Source organism: Paenibacillus sp. p3-SID1389, from assembly GCF_025151705.1.
Lineage (GTDB): Bacteria > Bacillota > Bacilli > Paenibacillales > Paenibacillaceae > Fontibacillus > Fontibacillus phoenicis.
On sequence record NZ_JALXVO010000018.1, the window covers coordinates 21307 to 37840 of the forward strand.

Annotated in this window: 16 protein-coding genes and 1 tRNA gene; 12 read left to right on the plus strand and 5 right to left on the minus strand. The window is 53.7% G+C overall.

The genetic code is table 11. The features are described from left to right. Positions 1 to 23: 23 nt before the first annotated feature. The 3 genes from M3G15_RS09695 (at position 24) to M3G15_RS09705 (ending at position 2512) form a co-directional block, all read left to right on the plus strand. Positions 24 to 560: a CAP domain-containing protein gene (locus M3G15_RS09695; protein WP_009225948.1), complete on the plus strand. Its 537-nt coding sequence runs from the start codon at positions 24 to 26 to the stop codon at positions 558 to 560. A gap of 740 nt (positions 561 to 1300) precedes the next feature. Continuing rightward, the gene (locus M3G15_RS09700; RefSeq protein ID WP_260070754.1) at positions 1301 to 1972 is read left to right on the plus strand and encodes a PspA/IM30 family protein; all 672 of its coding nucleotides are present in this window, start codon (positions 1301 to 1303) and stop codon (positions 1970 to 1972) included. A 33-nt stretch (positions 1973 to 2005) separates the two neighbouring features. Next, the gene (locus M3G15_RS09705; protein WP_009225950.1) at positions 2006 to 2512 is read left to right on the plus strand and encodes a DUF4178 domain-containing protein; all 507 of its coding nucleotides are present in this window, start codon (positions 2006 to 2008) and stop codon (positions 2510 to 2512) included. A gap of 157 nt (positions 2513 to 2669) precedes the next feature. On the opposite strand, the gene M3G15_RS09710 is transcribed toward M3G15_RS09705, so the two are convergent. Continuing rightward, positions 2670 to 2742: transfer RNA gene (locus M3G15_RS09710), tRNA-Lys, on the minus strand. 193 nt (positions 2743 to 2935) lie between these two features. On the opposite strand from M3G15_RS09710, the gene M3G15_RS09715 reads away from it, so the two are divergent. The 6 genes from M3G15_RS09715 to M3G15_RS09740 all read left to right on the plus strand — a co-directional run bounded on the left by M3G15_RS09715 (position 2936) and on the right by M3G15_RS09740 (position 10643). Further along, on the plus strand, positions 2936 to 3739 hold the full coding sequence (locus tag M3G15_RS09715; protein ID WP_260070755.1) for a GDSL-type esterase/lipase family protein: 804 nt from the start codon (positions 2936 to 2938) through the stop codon (positions 3737 to 3739). A gap of 41 nt (positions 3740 to 3780) precedes the next feature. Continuing rightward, complete coding sequence (locus M3G15_RS09720) at positions 3781 to 4767, plus strand: ABC transporter ATP-binding protein (RefSeq protein WP_009225952.1); 987 nt, start codon at positions 3781 to 3783, stop codon at positions 4765 to 4767. After that, a complete protein-coding gene (locus tag M3G15_RS09725; RefSeq protein WP_036645926.1) occupies positions 4760 to 5749 on the plus strand; it encodes an ABC transporter permease in 990 nt (329 codons plus the stop codon). Before M3G15_RS09720 ends, M3G15_RS09725 begins: the two co-directional genes overlap by 8 nt. Positions 5750 to 5824: 75 nt before the next feature. After that, entirely contained in the window at positions 5825 to 7810 is a 1986-nt protein-coding gene (gene parE / locus M3G15_RS09730; protein WP_009225954.1) for a DNA topoisomerase IV subunit B, read from the plus strand. A gap of 13 nt (positions 7811 to 7823) precedes the next feature. Then, positions 7824 to 10262, plus strand: coding sequence for a DNA topoisomerase IV subunit A (gene parC / locus M3G15_RS09735; RefSeq protein WP_260070756.1), 2439 nt, complete (start codon positions 7824 to 7826; stop codon positions 10260 to 10262). 87 nt (positions 10263 to 10349) lie between these two features. Further along, entirely contained in the window at positions 10350 to 10643 is a 294-nt protein-coding gene (locus tag M3G15_RS09740) for an RNA polymerase alpha subunit C-terminal domain-containing protein (RefSeq protein ID WP_260070757.1), read from the plus strand. Here the strand turns inward: M3G15_RS09740 and M3G15_RS09745 are convergent. Beyond that, on the minus strand, positions 10626 to 11537 hold the full coding sequence (locus tag M3G15_RS09745) for a LysR family transcriptional regulator (protein WP_260070758.1): 912 nt from the start codon (positions 11535 to 11537) through the stop codon (positions 10626 to 10628). The two genes, M3G15_RS09740 and M3G15_RS09745, sit on opposite strands and share 18 nt — an antisense overlap. 152 nt (positions 11538 to 11689) lie before the next feature. Here M3G15_RS09745 and M3G15_RS09750 point away from each other — a divergent pair, with 152 nt between their 5' ends. Both M3G15_RS09750 and M3G15_RS09755 read left to right on the plus strand, forming a co-directional pair. Next, positions 11690 to 12757, plus strand: coding sequence for a branched-chain amino acid aminotransferase (locus M3G15_RS09750; RefSeq protein ID WP_036645895.1), 1068 nt, complete (start codon positions 11690 to 11692; stop codon positions 12755 to 12757). Between the two features lie 120 nt (positions 12758 to 12877). Continuing rightward, entirely contained in the window at positions 12878 to 13288 is a 411-nt protein-coding gene (locus M3G15_RS09755) for a MarR family transcriptional regulator (RefSeq protein ID WP_260070759.1), read from the plus strand. Positions 13289 to 13367: 79 nt separating this feature from the next. On the opposite strand, the gene M3G15_RS09760 is transcribed toward M3G15_RS09755, so the two are convergent. Together M3G15_RS09760 and M3G15_RS09765 are read right to left on the minus strand one after the other, a co-directional pair. Then, entirely contained in the window at positions 13368 to 14138 is a 771-nt protein-coding gene (locus M3G15_RS09760) for an RluA family pseudouridine synthase (RefSeq protein WP_260070760.1), read from the minus strand. Positions 14139 to 14141: 3 nt separating this feature from the next. Next, positions 14142 to 15005, minus strand: a complete 864-nt coding sequence (locus M3G15_RS09765) for a class I SAM-dependent methyltransferase (RefSeq protein ID WP_009225961.1) — start codon at positions 15003 to 15005, stop codon at positions 14142 to 14144. 274 nt (positions 15006 to 15279) lie between these two features. Between M3G15_RS09765 and M3G15_RS09770 the strand changes: the two genes are divergently transcribed. Further along, on the plus strand, positions 15280 to 15531 hold the full coding sequence (locus tag M3G15_RS09770) for an ABC transporter transmembrane domain-containing protein (protein ID WP_311202270.1): 252 nt from the start codon (positions 15280 to 15282) through the stop codon (positions 15529 to 15531). Between the two features lie 65 nt (positions 15532 to 15596). Here the strand turns inward: M3G15_RS09770 and M3G15_RS09775 are convergent, their stop codons facing one another. Beyond that, positions 15597 to 16436 carry a GNAT family N-acetyltransferase gene (locus M3G15_RS09775; RefSeq protein WP_260070761.1) on the minus strand — a complete coding sequence of 280 codons (840 nt, stop codon included), beginning with the start codon at positions 16434 to 16436 and terminating at the stop codon, positions 15597 to 15599. Between the last annotated feature and the right edge of the window lie 98 nt (positions 16437 to 16534).

Sequence of the window (16534 nt, forward strand, 5' to 3'; positions counted from 1 at the left end):
TCGGCTGGGGGGAGCAAGCCATCATGAAGAAGTGGAGCAAAATCGGTTTGTCCGGGCTGCTGATTGCAGCCTTGGTTTTGGTTATGACGACGTGGCAAGGAGGAACTGGATTCGGTACGGATACTGCGTATGCCGCAGCTGCCGCCAGCAATTCCTCGAAGTCGCTTGCAGCGGTCTACCTGAAGATCCAGACACAGAACGCGTCCAAGGTAGTTGAACTCGTCAACCAGGAGCGTAAGAAAGCCGGTCTGAAGCCGCTGATCGTACATACCAATTTGACCAAAATGGCCAAAACCAAAGCCATCGACATGTTCAAAACCGCGTATTTCAGCCATACATCACCGAAATACGGCTCTCCCTTCGACATGATGGACGCGTTCAACATTACCTACATCTACGCAGGAGAGAACATCGGCAAAGGGCAACGCACCGCTGAGGAAGTGGTCAAGGATTGGATGGAGAGTCCCGGCCATAAGGCGAATATCCTCAACCCTAAATACAAGCTGATCGGCGTCGGGTATTATAATGGGTATTGGGTGCAGGAGTTTATTGGGAAATAGGAAGTTCCCTTCATCCTATTGCTGATCCACGAAAAAGGATAACGACCACGAGCCGCTCTTGTCCGCCGTTTGTCCATCGATGAGAGGGAAGGAAGACAAGCGGCTCCCAAATGCGGACGTAAACTCCCTTAGGTTCGTTATTCTTTTTCTTCAAGCAATAGGACGCTGGAAATGTGGGCGGATGCAGGAAGAGCCCGGCTAGACAGCCGGGCTCTTTGATGTATTTTAGCGGAGTCTGGGGAGCGAAAAGTGTGTTTGAGCAGTCGGCTGACGGACCAACGTAGAGTGATTCAACGGGATAATGGAGTTTTAGCGGAACTGAGAGACGCTATTTGGCTCTAGGTGCATGATTGGGAATTCTAACGGAACGAGGAGACCTTATTCGGGTGAATTTGGCTCTATTGGGTCCATTTTGAGGTGAATAACGGCTTCTGGTTCCGTTAGAACGGGAAATGACCGGGAAATGTTTAAATAACGTCTCTACGTTCCGTTAGAGATCAGGTGCGGGAGAAACGCATTGGTCGCCTTTGGGAGCGGATTTCTACAGTGTTGGAGTTTACTGAATCCAAGAAATCCGCGAGCAACAGCGATCGTAAGAACATTTCACCCGGCGGCCACCAAAGCTCTTTAAATCAATCTTTCATGCTCATCGTCTAATCCGAGATATTTTATTGAAACCTCCCGAACTTTGCAGCGTAAACATAAGCATAATCTGATATTTTAATCGGGAGGAAAAGCAAATGTCCATTTTCAAAAGATTACGCGATTTGACCATGTCTAATATCAACGCTTTGATCGACAAAGCGGAAGATCCGATCAAATTGACCGACCAATATATCCGGGATATGCAAGAAGATCTCGAAGATGCGGAGAAGGCGGTTGCCGCCCAAATCGCGATTGAGAAGAAGTTTAAAGGCTTGTATGAAGAGCAGCAAGCGTTGGTCGAGCGGCGTACCCAGCAGGCGCATCAGGCGGCTCAAGCGCAAAACGTTGACCTGGCTCGCCGCGCACTTGAAGAGAAGAAAGCCGCTGAGGCAAAAATGGCGGAATACAAGGCAAGCTACGAGCAAAACAAAGCCGCTGCCGACAATCTTCGGGCGAAGCTTGAGGAAATGCGCAAACAGCTGACGGAAATGAAGAATAAACGCGAAACGTTGGTTGCCAGATACAATGCAGCTAAAGCGCAAAATGAAATCAACAAGACGATGTCCGGGTTTAACTCCGATTCCGCGGCAAACGGCCTGAAGCGGATGGAAGAGAAGATGCTGCAAATGGAAGCCCAAGCCGAAGCCAGCAATGAGCTGAACTCTAAGGCTAAATCCTTGGATGAAGAGTTCGAAAGCCTGAACAAGGATGCTGCCGTGGAAGCAGAATTGGCCGAGCTGATGAAGCTATATGAGGATAAAAAATAAGCGACTTGATTCTAAAGTGAGGCTAGACCAAATATGAGCGTATGGAAAAGACTCGGCAATTTGTTTGCCAAACCGGCGCCGCCTGTCGTAGAGAAGAGCATGCTATCGCTGGCCCCGGGCGATATCTGCGAGGTATCGCTCATTTCCTACGAGGTGACCGGCCGGGTCGGCAATCGCGGGCGTAACGCGGTTATGCTGACGCTGCAGGACGGCAGTCAGATCCGTTATCTGCTGGTCGAGGATCGTGAGACGCTGCAGTATCATCTCTATCAGCCGATTGACGGACGGCTGAACGATCCGACCGAGGTGCCGGGCCAGATGGATCTTGACGGAACGCTGTATTATTTGGAGGAAGAGTACGGCGGTTACGTGTCTGTGGTTGGCAAGACGCCGTTCCTTCAAGGCGGGGAACAGCATGTGTGGCAGTACCAGTCAGACGACGGCAAGCTGCTGCGGATCGAATGGCAGAACGGGCGGTTTATGTTGTACGAAGGCGTTAAGGTGATTCCGGCCGACGTCAAAGTCATTCGAGCCAATTAAGGCGATAATCTTTAAGCAACTATTGTTCCAAAGCGCGATGAAGCCCGATGAAGCGCGAGAACGAGGCGATCCCCTCGATTCCCGCGCTTTTTTTCGCCGAAAGCACACAAAAAAATAACATCCCCCAAGCTGCCAATGCAGTGGAGGATGCTATAAATGGGTTATGCAGGGGTCGAACCTGCGACCTGCCGATTAAGAGTCGGCTGCTCTACCAGCTAAGCTAATAACCCTTAATGTAAGGTTCCTTAATGTGAAGGTTTCTTAAGGACAAGAACTATTATAACTCTACAGTTCTAAAAATGCTAGTCCTTTTTTCGAGAAAATTTGCATCTCTTTGCAAGAAGTTTTATGTTATTTACATAAGTTGGAGAGTTACTCATAATTAGCGTAAATGAGGGACTGCGAGGAAACAGGAGGGGTTACATGAGCAGGACGTCCCGGATTTGGCGGTGGGCGGGATTGGCGTCACTGGTATCGACTTTAATTCTGCTCGCTGGATTCGTATATGCGGTGTCGGATATTGCCGATCCGTCGGCAGCCGCTGGCCATTCGACAGTTTCACCGTCCCAAACGGAACCCGCCGTGAAAGCGGGGGCCTGGGATGTGACGGCCATCGGGGATTCCTTGGCCAAAGGGACTGGGGACGATACAGGCAGCGGATTTGCCCGCCGGACGGTGGATCTCTTTAATAAAGAGGGCGCCACGTCTAAACTGGTCAATAACTTGGGAATTAACGGTCTGACAACGAAGGAACTGCTGCCGATGCTGGACGATCCGGGTGTGAAATATGCCCTGCAGCAGTCGGGGATTATCCTGTTGTCGATTGGGGGAAATGATCTGTTTGACGGCACGGAGGCGTTAACCTCGGGACAGCAAGTCCCAACCCAGACGGAAATCGAAGCGGCGATTGAGAAGAGCTCGGCGGATTTTGAAAAAATCGTAGCACAAATCAAGAAAATCAACATGCAAGCGCTCCTCGTCTACGTGGGTTTATATAATCCGTTCAGCGATCTTGATGGGATGCGCGAAATCGGTAACGATGCGGTAGCGCGCTGGAACGCGATGGCGATGAAAACGCTTGGGGAATATGACGGCACCTTGGTCGTGCCAACCTATGACTTGTTTACGAATAACTCGTCCCGTTATTTGTCGAGCGACCATTTTCATCCGAACGGAGATGGCTACCAGGCGATTGCCGAACGGATGGTCCAAAGCATCGCACGCTAATGACGGTTTAATGCTGGAGTCTAAATGAAGGAGTGAACGCCATGGCAGCACGGCAGCCGATCATCGCTGAGCAGCGTCAACCTGTCCTAAGGGTGCAGGGGCTCAAAAAGAAAATCGGACGTAAATGGATCGTGCATGAAGTGAATTTCGAGGTGTACGCCGGAGAGATCTTTGGGTTCCTTGGTCCCAACGGAGCCGGCAAAACAACCACGATCCGCATGCTCGTCGATTTAATTCGGCCAACCGAAGGCCAAGTACATATTTGCGGATACAATGTACAACGGGAACCGGAGCTGGCGCTGCGCTGCGTTGGGTCCATCGTGGAAAATCCCGAGGTTTACAGCTATTTAACCGGGCGGGAGAATCTCGAGCATTTCGCCCGCATGATTTCGGGCATCGATGGGAAGCGGATTGAAGAAGTTGTGCAAATGGTTGGGCTAACGGGCCGGATCGACGACAAAGTGAAAACCTATTCGCTGGGCATGCGGCAGCGGTTGGGTATTGCCCAAGCGTTGTTGGGCCGGCCGAAGCTTCTGATTCTGGATGAACCTACAAACGGTCTGGATCCCAAGGGGATCAAAGAAATGCGCAGCTTCATCCGCCGGCTCGCGGAAGAAGGGATGGCCGTTTTTGTATCGAGCCACCTGCTCAGCGAAATTCAACTGCTGTGCGATCGAGTGGCGATTATCGGGCGCGGGCGTGTACTCGCCGTCGGCAAAGTCGATGAGCTGATCCAGGCGAATCGAAGTTATGTGGTCTGGGAATTGGAGCCCCGGGAGCCTGGCGAGCGGCTGCTGCGGTCGGCAAGCGGGGTCAACGTGGTAACCGAAGCCGGAAACGTCCTGGACGATACGATTATGGCGGGAATCCAGGGCCAGGCGATCGTAACTCAAATGCAGCCGGAATTGATCCCTGGCCTCGTACAGCGTCTGGTGCAGGAAGGGATCCGGGTAGAGGCCGTGCAGAAGGTGAATCCGACGCTCGAGCAGCTGTTCCTGGAGATGACGGAAGGTGAAAGCATTGAATAACATTCTTCCTTTAGTAAAAAATGAAACGATCAAGATGATTAAAAAGAAACGCTTTTACGTCATCTTGCTCGTGTTGATCGTGCTGGTCCCGATGTTTGCATACGCCCAACTGCGACAAGCGGAGGACAAACGGGAGAAGTTCGGGACGGACTGGCGCCGGGAAGTGCAACAAGCGATCACAGACAATCAGAATTCCCTGGGCAGCGACCGGGTGCCGGAGGAATGGAAGAAATACCGTAAAATTTATATTCAACAGTTGAAATATTATTTGGAGCATGACGTGAATCCCAGAGAACCGGGCGGCGTATCTTTTACTCGGGAGTTCTTGGATAACGCAGCTACGCTGTTCATTCCGCTGTTAATTATGGGCGTAGGATCGGATATTGTGTCTTCGGAACGGACGAGTGGAACGGTCAAAATGCTGCTTACTCGGCCGGTAAGGCGATGGAAAATCCTGCTAAGCAAGCTCATCACGCTGATGATGTTTGTGTCCTTGATCATTGTATCAACCTGTTTGATATGCTATTTAATTTCAGGGTTATTTTTTGGTTACCGCGGATGGGCGCTGCCGGTATTTACAGGATTCCAGCTGCGGGGGGCCGAAGTAGACATTTCGGGTGTGCATGCAGTGCCGCAATGGTTGTATATTTTCATGCAGGCCGGCCTGATCTGGTTTGTCAGCGTGGTGGTGGCCGCCTTGGCGTTTATGGTGTCGGTGCTGGTGCGCAGCACGTCGGCGAGCATTGTCATTATGATGGCGACGCTGATTGCCGGCAATATTTTGACGAATATGGCTTCCTCCTGGACCAGCGCCAAATATTTGTTTATGGTGAATCTCGGTTTAACGAATTATTTGGCGGGGACACCGGCTCCGATCGAGGGGATGACGCTGGGATTTTCGCTGGCTGTGCTGGCGATTTGGGGGGCTTGCGCCCTCGTCGTTTCATTCCTTGTCTTTACGAAACAAGATATTTTGAATTAAAATGGACAAAGGCACCAAAACATCTGTTCGACTACTACATACAGAGGTAGACTAAAGAATTAAAGGGGGAGCATGATGGCCGAACAAATCGATTTGTTCGAGGACGTACCCGGCACGAATGCCGATGGCCCGTCTTCGGGATACGACGCGGACGACATTCAAGTGCTCGAAGGGCTTGTCGCGGTACGCAAACGGCCAGGGATGTATATTGGCAGTACGAGCTCGTCGGGACTTCATCATCTGGTATGGGAGATCGTCGACAACGCGGTCGACGAGCATCTGGCGAAGTACTGCACGAAAATTGATATTACGCTGAACAAGGACGGATCTGTCACCGTACTCGATAACGGCCGGGGGATTCCAACCGGCATGCATAAAACCGGCATTCCGACGCCGCAGGTCGTTTATACGATCCTGCATGCAGGCGGCAAGTTTGGCGGAGCGGGTTACAAGAAATCCGGCGGCTTGCACGGCGTTGGTGCATCGGTAACGAACGCCTTGTCCGAGTGGCTCGAAGTGGAAATTTATCGAGACGGAAAAATCCACCGGATGCGCTTCGAATATTGGGTTGACGAGAAAGGCATTGAACACGTCGGTGAGCCGGTCACAGGGCTGGAGATTATCGGCAATACGAACAAGACCGGCACGAAGGTGACGTTTAAACCGGATATTCGCGTCTTCTCCGGCGGGATCGGATTAAACTACGATACGCTCGCGGAACGGTTGCAAGAGATCGCGTTTCTGAATTCGGGCCTGAAGGTGACCTTGAAGGATGAGCGGGCTGGCCGTTCTGACGAGTTTTTTTACGAGGGCGGAGCCAGCCAGTTCGTTGAGTTCCTCAATGACGGAAAGGACGTGCTGCATGATGTCATCCACTTCTATGCGGAGCGGGATGACATCGAAGTCGAAGTGGCGCTGCAATACAATGCAGGGTATACCGAAACGCTGGTGTCGTTCGTTAACTCCATCCCAACTCGGGGCGGGGGAACGCATGAAACCGGATTCAAGACAGCTTACACCCGCGTGATGAACGAATATGCCCGGAAGAACGGAATGCTCAAGGAAAAGGACAAAAACCTCGAGGGTAATGATTTGCGCGAGGGCATGATGGCCGTAATCAGCGTTAAGATGTCCGAGGTGGAGTTTGTAGGTCAAACGAAGGACCAACTCGGAAGCGCATCGGCGCGCAGCGCGGTGGAATCGGTAGTCGGCGAGAAAATGGCGGTGTTCCTGGAAGAGAACCCGCAGGTCGCCCAGACGCTGATCAAGAAGGCGATCCAAGCCTCCAAAGCGCGGGAAGCCGCTCGCAAAGCCCGCGACGAAATGCGTTCGGGCAAGAAGCGGAGCGAAAGCTCCAACCTTGGCGGCAAACTGACGCCGGCGCAATCGAAGGATTATACACGTACGGAGCTGTTTATCGTGGAAGGGGATTCCGCTGGCGGTTCGGCCAAGCAAGGGCGTGATTCGAAGCTTCAGGCGATTTTGCCGCTGAAAGGGAAGCCGATGAATCCGGAGAAGGCCAAGCTTGCGGATATTCTCAAAAACGACGAGTACCGGGCGATCATTTCGGCGATTGGCGCGGGCATCGGGCCGGAATTCGCCTTGGAGGACAGTAACTTTTCCAAGATCATCATCATGACTGACGCCGATACGGACGGTGCACACATTCAAGTGCTGCTCCTGACGTTCTTTTACCGTTATATGAAGCCGCTGATCGATGCAGGACGGGTCTATATCGCGCAGCCGCCGTTGTACAAGATTACCCGCCGTTCCGGCAAGCTGGAGACGGTGAGATATGCGTGGACCGACGAGCAGCTGCAAAACTATCTGAAGGAATTCGGCAAAAATTTCGAGCTGCAACGCTACAAAGGTTTGGGAGAAATGAATCCCGAACAGCTGTGGGAAACGACGATGAATCCGGAAACGCGGACCATGCTGCAGGTGCAGATCGAAGACGCCGCCAAAGCGGAGCGCCGCGTGTCTACGCTGATGGGGGACAAGGTCGATCCGCGCAAGCGATGGATCGTGGAAAACGTGGATTTCACGGAGTTTGAGGAATAGAAGGTGAATTGATGTGAGCATGCTGGAAAACTTTTTGCCGGCGTTCTTGGAAGAGGTTGTAGGCGACCGCTTTGGCCGGTATTCCAAATATATTATTCAGGACCGGGCGATCCCTGATATTCGCGACGGGTTGAAGCCGGTCCAACGCCGGATTTTGTATGCAATGTACGACTCCGGCAATACGCCGGACAAGCCGTACCGTAAATCGGCGAAGACGGTTGGGGACGTCATGGGGAACTACCATCCGCACGGGGACTCTTCGATCTACGAAGGGATGGTGCGGATGGCGCAGCCATGGAAGATGGGCCATGCGCTCATCGACGGTCACGGCAACTGGGGTTCGCAGGACGATGACCCGGCAGCGGCGATGCGGTATACCGAAGCGCGCCTGTCGGCGATCGCGATGGAGCTATTGCGAGATATTGAGAAACGGACCGTGCCGTTCAAGGACAACTTCGACAACACGGCGAAGGAACCTGTCGTATTGCCGGCGCGGTTCCCAAACCTGCTGGTCAACGGGGCTAGCGGGATCTCCGCAGGGTTTGCAACGGAAATTCCGCCGCATAATCTGCGCGAGGTGATCGATGCCTGCATCGCCTTGATGGAGAAGCCGGAAATGACGCTGGAGGAAATTCGGTTGTTCGTCAAGGGACCGGATTTTCCGACGGGCGGAATTATCATGGGCGAGGAAGGCATTCGGGAAGCTTATGAGACCGGCAAAGGCCGGATTTATTTGCGCTCCAAAACGGAAATCGAAACGCTCCGCGGCGGCAAGCAGCAGATTGTCATCACCGAAATTCCTTATCAGGTGGTGAAGTCGCGCTTGGTTACGGCGATGGAAAACATCCGTCTGGAGAAAAAAGTGGAGGGCATCGCCGAAGTGCGGGACGAAAGCGGCCGGAACGGACTGCGCATCGTCGTCGAGTTGAAGAAGGATGCGGATGCGCAGGGGATTTTGGCGTATTTGCTGAAAAAAACCGACCTGCAAGTCACTTACAACTTCAACATGGTGGCGATCGTCAACAAGGCGCCGCGTCAGCTGGGGCTCAAAGCGATGCTCGAAGCCTACATTGCCCACCAGCGCGAGGTTGTGACCTACCGGACGCAATATGAGCTGGAGAAGTTGGAGGACCGTGCTCACGTATTGGAAGGCTTGGTCAAGGCGCTTAACATTTTGGATGAGGTTATCGCGGCGATCAAAGCTTCCAAGAACCGTCAAGATGCGCAAAACAACCTGCAATGGATGTTCGGGTTTACCGAACGGCAGGCGGATGCGATTTTGACCCTGCAGCTGTACCGTTTGACCAATCTGGAAATTACGACGCTGCAGAAAGAGCTGGAGGACATCCAGAAGAAAATCACCGTGTTGCGCGGCATCTTGGAAAGCGATAAGAAGCTGATCGCATTGATCAAGAAAGAGCTGATCGAGATCCGCGATAAATATGGGATCGACCGCCGCTCGCACATTCAGGACGAGGTCGAGGAGCTCAAGGTCAACCTCGAAGTGTTGGTTGCCCAAGAGGATGTGCTGGTCACGATTTCCCGTGAGGGATACATCAAGCGCACCAGCATGCTGTCGTTTACTCGATCCGGCGGGGAGCGGGATGGCTCCGGGGTCAAGGAAGGCGACTACATTAAGTATCTGCTAGAGGTAGATACGCTGCAGAACCTGTTGATCTTTACGCAGCGGGGCCAATACTTCCTCTTGCCGGTGCACCAGATTCCAGAGTTCAAATGGAAGGATAACGGGACGGCGATCGTCAACGTGATCCCGCTCGCCAAGGAAGATCGCATTGTCAGCGTCATTCCGGTGAAAAGCTTCGATGAGAATCCGGAGCTCAGTTTGGTCTTCGTGACGAAGAACGGTCAGGTGAAGCGGACGGAGCTGAAAGAATACGAGAAGAAGCGCTCCGGCGCGGTAGCTGCCTGCAAGGTTGGCGACGGCGATGAAGTGCTGAGTGTCACCGTCAGCCGGAACAACCAAGAGATCCTGCTGCTAACGAAGCAGGGGATGGCGATTCGGTTCGCCGAAGACGAAGTGAACCCGATGGGACGGGTATCGGCAGGGGTACGCGGAATCAACCTGAAGGACGATGACGAAGTTGTTTCTGCGCTCTGGGTCGAAGGCGAGGAAGGCGAAGTGCTCGTCGTGTCCGACTTGGCTTACGCTAAGCGCAGCCTGCTGCTGGATTATCCGGTTCAAAGCCGGGGCGGCAAAGGCGTTCAGACGTTTGAATTTAAGGAAGGCAAGCGGGTCAAACCGAACGGCAGCCGCTTGGTCGGCGGCGTTCACTGCAAGGAGCCGGTGCTGCTGCAGGCGGTCACGAAGGAAGGGCAGATGCACACCTTCAGCTCGGAGGATGCTCCGATAGCGGACCGGAAGTCGATCGGGAAAGCGATGATGTCCGTGGACAAAAACGACGAGATCGTGGATCTCTTCGTCAAAGAATAAGCGATAATCTCCGGGGAAGGGCTTGAAACTTTCCCGGAGTTTTTTTTAGGATCTACATCAATCCGTGGTGAAGGGATGGAATATACGATGGCGGCACAAGCAAAAACGCAAAGGACCTGCCCGAAGGGGCATACCTACTACAAAAGCAGTGATTGTCCGACTTGTCCCATCTGTGAACAGGAGCGTGAACCGGCAGCGGACTTTCTGACGCGGTTATCTGCACCGGCTAGACGGGCCTTGGAAGCGAATGGCGTAACGACTTTGGAGAAGCTGGCTGAGCTGAGTGAACAAGAGGTGCTGCGATTTCATGGCATGGGGCCAGCTTCCATACCTAAGCTTAAAGAGGCTTTGCGATCGAAAGGATTAACGTTTAGGAGCTGAGACGGGGGCTTGAGTGTCTTCCTCGGTTAAATGACGGATAAACGCTTGGAGCGTAGGGTCCATAAACGTGCTCCTGCGGTAGACCAATCCGACGTTTTTGTGCGGTACGGGCTCTGCCAACGGGATGACGGTGATTCCGCTGCGGCGATTCGTGCTGGTCAACGTCCGGGCATAGGAGCCGGGGAGAACCGTTCCCCCGACGTGGTGGATGACCATCTGTACCTGCGATTCCATCGTCGACAACTCCATGACCGGCCGGATCTCGATCCCCTGTTCAGCGCAAGCTGTATCAAGCAGCTGGCGAACGTAAAACTTCGGCGGAAATAACACAAGCGGCAGCTGCGCGACCTGCTCCAGCGTCACTTCCGGCAGCTCCGCATACGCGTGCTGGCTGGAGACAACCAGCACCAGCGCCTCGTCGAACAGTGGGCGGCTGACGATGTGCTCGTCCTGGAGCGGCAGAAACACGACGCCGAGATCCAGCTGGTTGGCGAGCAGTCCGGCTCTTGTCTCCTCAGTAGCAAGCTCAAGTACCGTCAGCTCGATCCCGGGGTACTGGCGATGGAAAGAGATCAGCTTATCTTCCAGCAGGTGGTTGCCGGAGCAGCCGATACGGAGCAGTCCGCGCTGGACGCCGGTGAGCTGGCCAATTTCCAATTTAGCCTGTTCCACCTCATAGATCACTCGGCGGGCGTGCTCCAACAGGATTGAACCCGCTTGAGTCAGATAGTTTTTTTTGCCAATCCGTTGAATGAGGGCCGTCCCAAGCTCTTGCTCCAGCAAGCGAATTTGGTGGCTGAGCGTCGGCTGCGTAATTCCTAGTCTTTCCGCGGCTTTGGTGAAATGCAAATCCTCGCCGACTGCGATGAAATATTCCAATAGACGATGCTCCATAGCGGATGATTCTCCCCGATACATAGATATTGTCAATGATTATAATTGAAACGATATTATTGATCAATGAAGAAAGAATCGGTATAGTGAAAGACAGAGAATTCATTGCTTCGCCAGTTCGTTATCCGATATGGGAAAAGAGGAAATTTAACATGGGAAATTGGTCCATCACATTAACTACGGCTAAAAAAACGAAGCCGGCTGCCGATCAGCTGGGCTTTGGCAAATATTTTACCGATCATATGCTACTTATGGATTATTCGGCAGATCAAGGCTGGCACGATCCGCGAATCGTGCCGTACGGACCGATTTCGCTGGATCCATCGGCGATGGTGTTCCATTACGGGCAAGAGGTGTTTGAGGGGATGAAGGCGTACCGGACACCGCAGGGAGAGCTGGTATTGTTCCGGCCCGATATGAATTTGCGCCGCTTGAACCATTCGTGCGCACGCATTGGGATTCCCCAAGTTGATCCGCAGGAAGTGCTGGAGGGCATCTGCCGTCTGCTCGCCCTGGAGGAGGAGTGGATGCCGGAAGGCGAAGGCAATTCCTTGTATATCCGCCCCTTTATTATCGCTACCGAAGCAGGGCTTGGCGTGCGGGCTGCGGAGGAGTATCGGTTGATCGTCATTTTGTCGCCGGTTGGGGCTTATTATCCGGAAGGCATCCATCCGGTGCGCATTTACGTGGAGGATCGGTACGTCCGGGCGGTTCGCGGCGGTACAGGCGAAGCGAAAACCTCCGGGAACTATGCCGCAGGGATCAAAGCGCAGGAGGACGTCAAACCGCTTGGCTACTCCCAGGTGCTATGGCTTGACGGCATCGAAAAACGGTATATCGAAGAAGTGGGCAGCATGAATGTGTTCTTCAAAATTGGCGGGGAAGTTGTGACACCGGAACTGAATGGCAGCATCCTGGCTGGCGTCACGCGGGACTCAGTCATTCAGTTGCTTAGGGCGTGGGGAGTTCCCGTCAAGGAACGCCGGATCTCGATCGAAGAACTGTTTGAGGCTCATAAGGAAGGTCGGCTTGAAGAAGCGTTTGGCACTGGAACTGCGGCGGTCATTTCCCCGATCGGCAGCATGACGTGGGAAGGTCATGACATGGAGATTGCCGGAGGCCAGACCGGAGAATTGTCGGCCAAACTGTACGACACGCTGACAGGAATCCAACGCGGGGAACGGGAGGATACGTTCGGCTGGCGGTATCCTGTCCGATAAAACAACCAGTGCGGTGCCCCCTCTGCCGCAAACCACCGGATAATTGCTTCAAGGCAGCAGGAATTTGCGAAGGAAGCAGCGAATTATCCAAGTGGTGATGTAAGGCAAGGAGGGATAAGATTGCATACCGCTGAATTTGCCAGATTGCTTGATCTCATCGTGAAGGATTATCAGGCCCACATGGAGGAGGAGCTGGCTCCCACGCTAACGACGTCGCAGTTGACCGTTCTGGAGCTGCTGGAGCAGCAGGGCAATCTGAAGCCGTCCGATTTGATTCCGTTTCTCTCCACGACGCCGGCTGCAGTGACGATGCTGCTTGACCGAATGGAGCGGGGCGAACTGATCCGCCGTGACCGGGACGAGAACGATCGCCGCAACGTATGGGTGTCGATTACTGATAAAGGACAATCCGAAGTCCGGCGGGGCATCGAAGTTCGCAACACTTACTTAAGCGGCGTGTTGAATCGCATCTCCACCCATAATCAACAACTGCTGGTATTTCTGCTGGGCAAAATTTCCGGAACGAAATAAGGAACTTGCCTACGAGGGAGTCAATGAATAGGCGGGACGTCAGGGAGCTGAATAATCAGCTCCGGACGTCCCGCCTTTTTTACATTTCTATTCCGTTTCCCCCGGCCTGCAGCAGCGCTGCGAGGCGGGTATACGTTCCTTCCTCCCACCGATCCCAGGGATACGCGCGCGGCGGGAGGGAGACCAGATCGATCGGCTCCTTGGTCACCGGGTGCGGAAAACCGACGTACAGCGACCAAAGTGCGATTTGTTGGCCTGGTTTATTCCGCCCCGCGCCATATTTCTGATCGCCATACAGGGGGCAGCCGATTTGGCTCATTTGCACCCGGATCTGGTGCGGCCGGCCGGTGTGCAGCTCCACCTGCACAAGGCTCAGCCGCTCCGATGCGGAGGTGCCGAGCACCCGGTAATCAAGCCGGGCTTCTTTGCCGCCGGGTGTCCCCGCGGGAACGACAGACACCGTATTGGTGCGTTCGTCTTTAAGCAGCGTATCCGTCAAACGACCTTGCCGCTGCGGCGGCGTTCCGTGTACGACGGCGACATACGTTTTGCTGAACCGGCGGCTCCGCACCATCTCCGCTAACCGCGAAGCGGCTTTTGATGTCTTGGCAAAAATCATGGCGCCCCCGACCGGACGGTCCAGCCGATGGACAAGTCCGAGATAGACGTTGCCGGGCTTGCCATACCGCTCCTTGATGTCCGCCTTCAGCAAATTCAGCAGATCGGGGTCCCCGCTGGCATCCTCCTGGGTGGGGATGTTCACCGGCTTCTCGATACCGAGCAGATGGTTGTCTTCGTAAAGGATTGCCATCGCCGGCTGCCCCGAGGTCCGCTTAGCTTCGGAATCCATTGATTATTCCTCCCAGCGTCCGAGAATGCCGCAAGGGAGGTGAAGCCCCGAGCGGGTGATCGGCAGTCCCAGTTCGCCGGCCGAGATCCGTCCTCCGTAACGCTTCTTGACGGTCATCGTCAGAATGTTGTTCAGTACGGTAGGGGAAATGCCGGTCGTATACGAGTTGATGAGGAAGAAGAGCGGCTTGTCCGACAGAATCGACAAGCAAGATTCCACGAACGGGTAGAGGCTCGTCTCCAGCTTCCACATCTCACCGCCCGGACCACGCCCGTAGGACGGAGGATCCATGATAATCGCGTCATAACGGTTGCCGCGCCGTTGCTCCCGCTGCACGAATTTGAACACGTCATCCGTGATGAAGCGTACATGGCGGTCGGCCAAACCGGACAGCGCCAGGTTCTCCTTAGCCCATTGGACCATCCCTTTCGCTGCATCGACGTGAACGACCGAAGCGCCGGCCGAAGCTACGGCTACGGTGGCGCCGCCGGTATATGCGAACAGGTTCAGCACCTGAATCGGCCGACCCGCGCCGGCGATCTTGTCCATCATCCACCGCCAGTTGGCGGCTTGCTCCGGAAACAATCCGGTATGTTTGAAATTGGTTGGGCGGATATAAAATTTCAGCCGGTCATAGGAAATCGTCCAACGGTCGGGAATCTGCTTCTTCATCTCCCACTGTCCGCCGCCGGAGGAGCTGCGGTGGTAATGCCCGTGCACATCGTGCCAGCGGCGATCCTCATTGGCGATCGGCCAGATGATCTGCGGGTCGGGGCGCCGCAAAATGATATCCCCCCAGCGCTCCAGCTTTTCCCCGTTTCCGGTGTCCATTACTTCATAATCCTGCCAATCGTTTGCTACATACATGTGTTGATCCTTCCTTCCGCCGCCTCATGCGGCCCGCCCGTTTGGGCATGTCCTTAAGTTCTGTAGATTCGGTAGTTATTGTACCTTATTTTTCTATCGGCATGCTACCTTCCCGGTGAAAACGATCTTCAATTCATTCCGCGACTGTGGTAGTCTTTCATTAAAACGCCAAGTTTTGGAGAGGCAAGGAGAGAGTCTTGGAAATGTTACGTCGTTTTTTTCATATTACCGACCTTATAAACATTTGTTTATTCTAGATTTCAGCTGTGCCGTGGTGGCAGCGCTTTATTTCAATGGAAAAATGACCAAGACCTACCACGGCTTGTTTTCCGCGCTCGCTGATTTCAATTCCCGCGTAGAGGAGAACATCGGCGGGATCCGCGTAGTCCAGGCGTTTGTGAACGAAGGGCATGAACAAAAACTGTTTGAGGAAAACAACAATGCCTATCGCGCCACGAAGCTTTGGGCTTACAAAATCATGGCCGGCGGCTTGTCCATCAAATACATGCCCAGTTCGGACATTTGAATGCCTAAAGCAACGAAGACCGCAGAAGCTCTTAAGGGGAGCCTGCGGTCTTATTCGTTTCAAGATCAGCGCAAATAAGCATAGTAGTCCTGGGATCGGCATACCCGGAACCCCGCCTGTTCATAAAGCTTTTTGGCTTGGGGGTTGTTCAGTGCTACTTCCAGCCAAACGTCGAAGCCCTTTGCTCTTTCACGTTCAACGACCTGCCGCAAGGCGGTACCGCCGATGCCTTGACCCCTGTGGGATGAAGTAACAACAAATCCATAAATCCAAGCCTCCCGTTCGCGGCGGGAAACGCGAATTTTCCCGACGGCCTCGCCCTCATGCACGATCAGCTCGTTCTGGCGGATCTCCTCCTCGGTTAACTTCTCGTAGAACAATCGGGTTTCCTCCGCAGCGAGATTAAACCCCTCCTGATCGAGGCGAGCGAGCAGCGGTCGGTCCGCTTCCTCAGCCGAGCGAAGCGTGATCTGTGCCGTTCTTGACGGGGCATTCACCGCAGTTGCTTCCGGGGTGTATTTCATCTGATATTCGCTGAATTCAAAACGGCAAGGATAGGCGGCCAGGAATTGCTTGGCCGAGTCTGAGTTCCCAGGACCATTCAATAGGATCTTCGGATACGAACCCAAAGTAGCCGTGTTTAATCCGCGTCTAAGCAGGGAAGTGAAGATACCTTGTCTACGGTAATCCGGGTGAACCATGCCGCAGACTTCCAACGTGCTTCCGAACGGATACAATCCCAAGAAGGCTACCAGTTGCCCTTCGCGGAACTCTACCAGATCTGCGGCACTCTCTTCCTTACGGGAGTGCAAGGTATCCCAATTTAACTTCAAAGCAATCCCGTCATGCTGCTCTACGCGTTGTTGAAGGGCTTCCACGTCAGCCCAAGTCCATGTCGGATTCATGACACCTCACTTCCTTTCATTTGTATTCTAGCGGATCGAAAGGAAATTGGCACGCGAAACCATCAACAGCCGGCGCTTGACAAACCGCAAGGACGGGG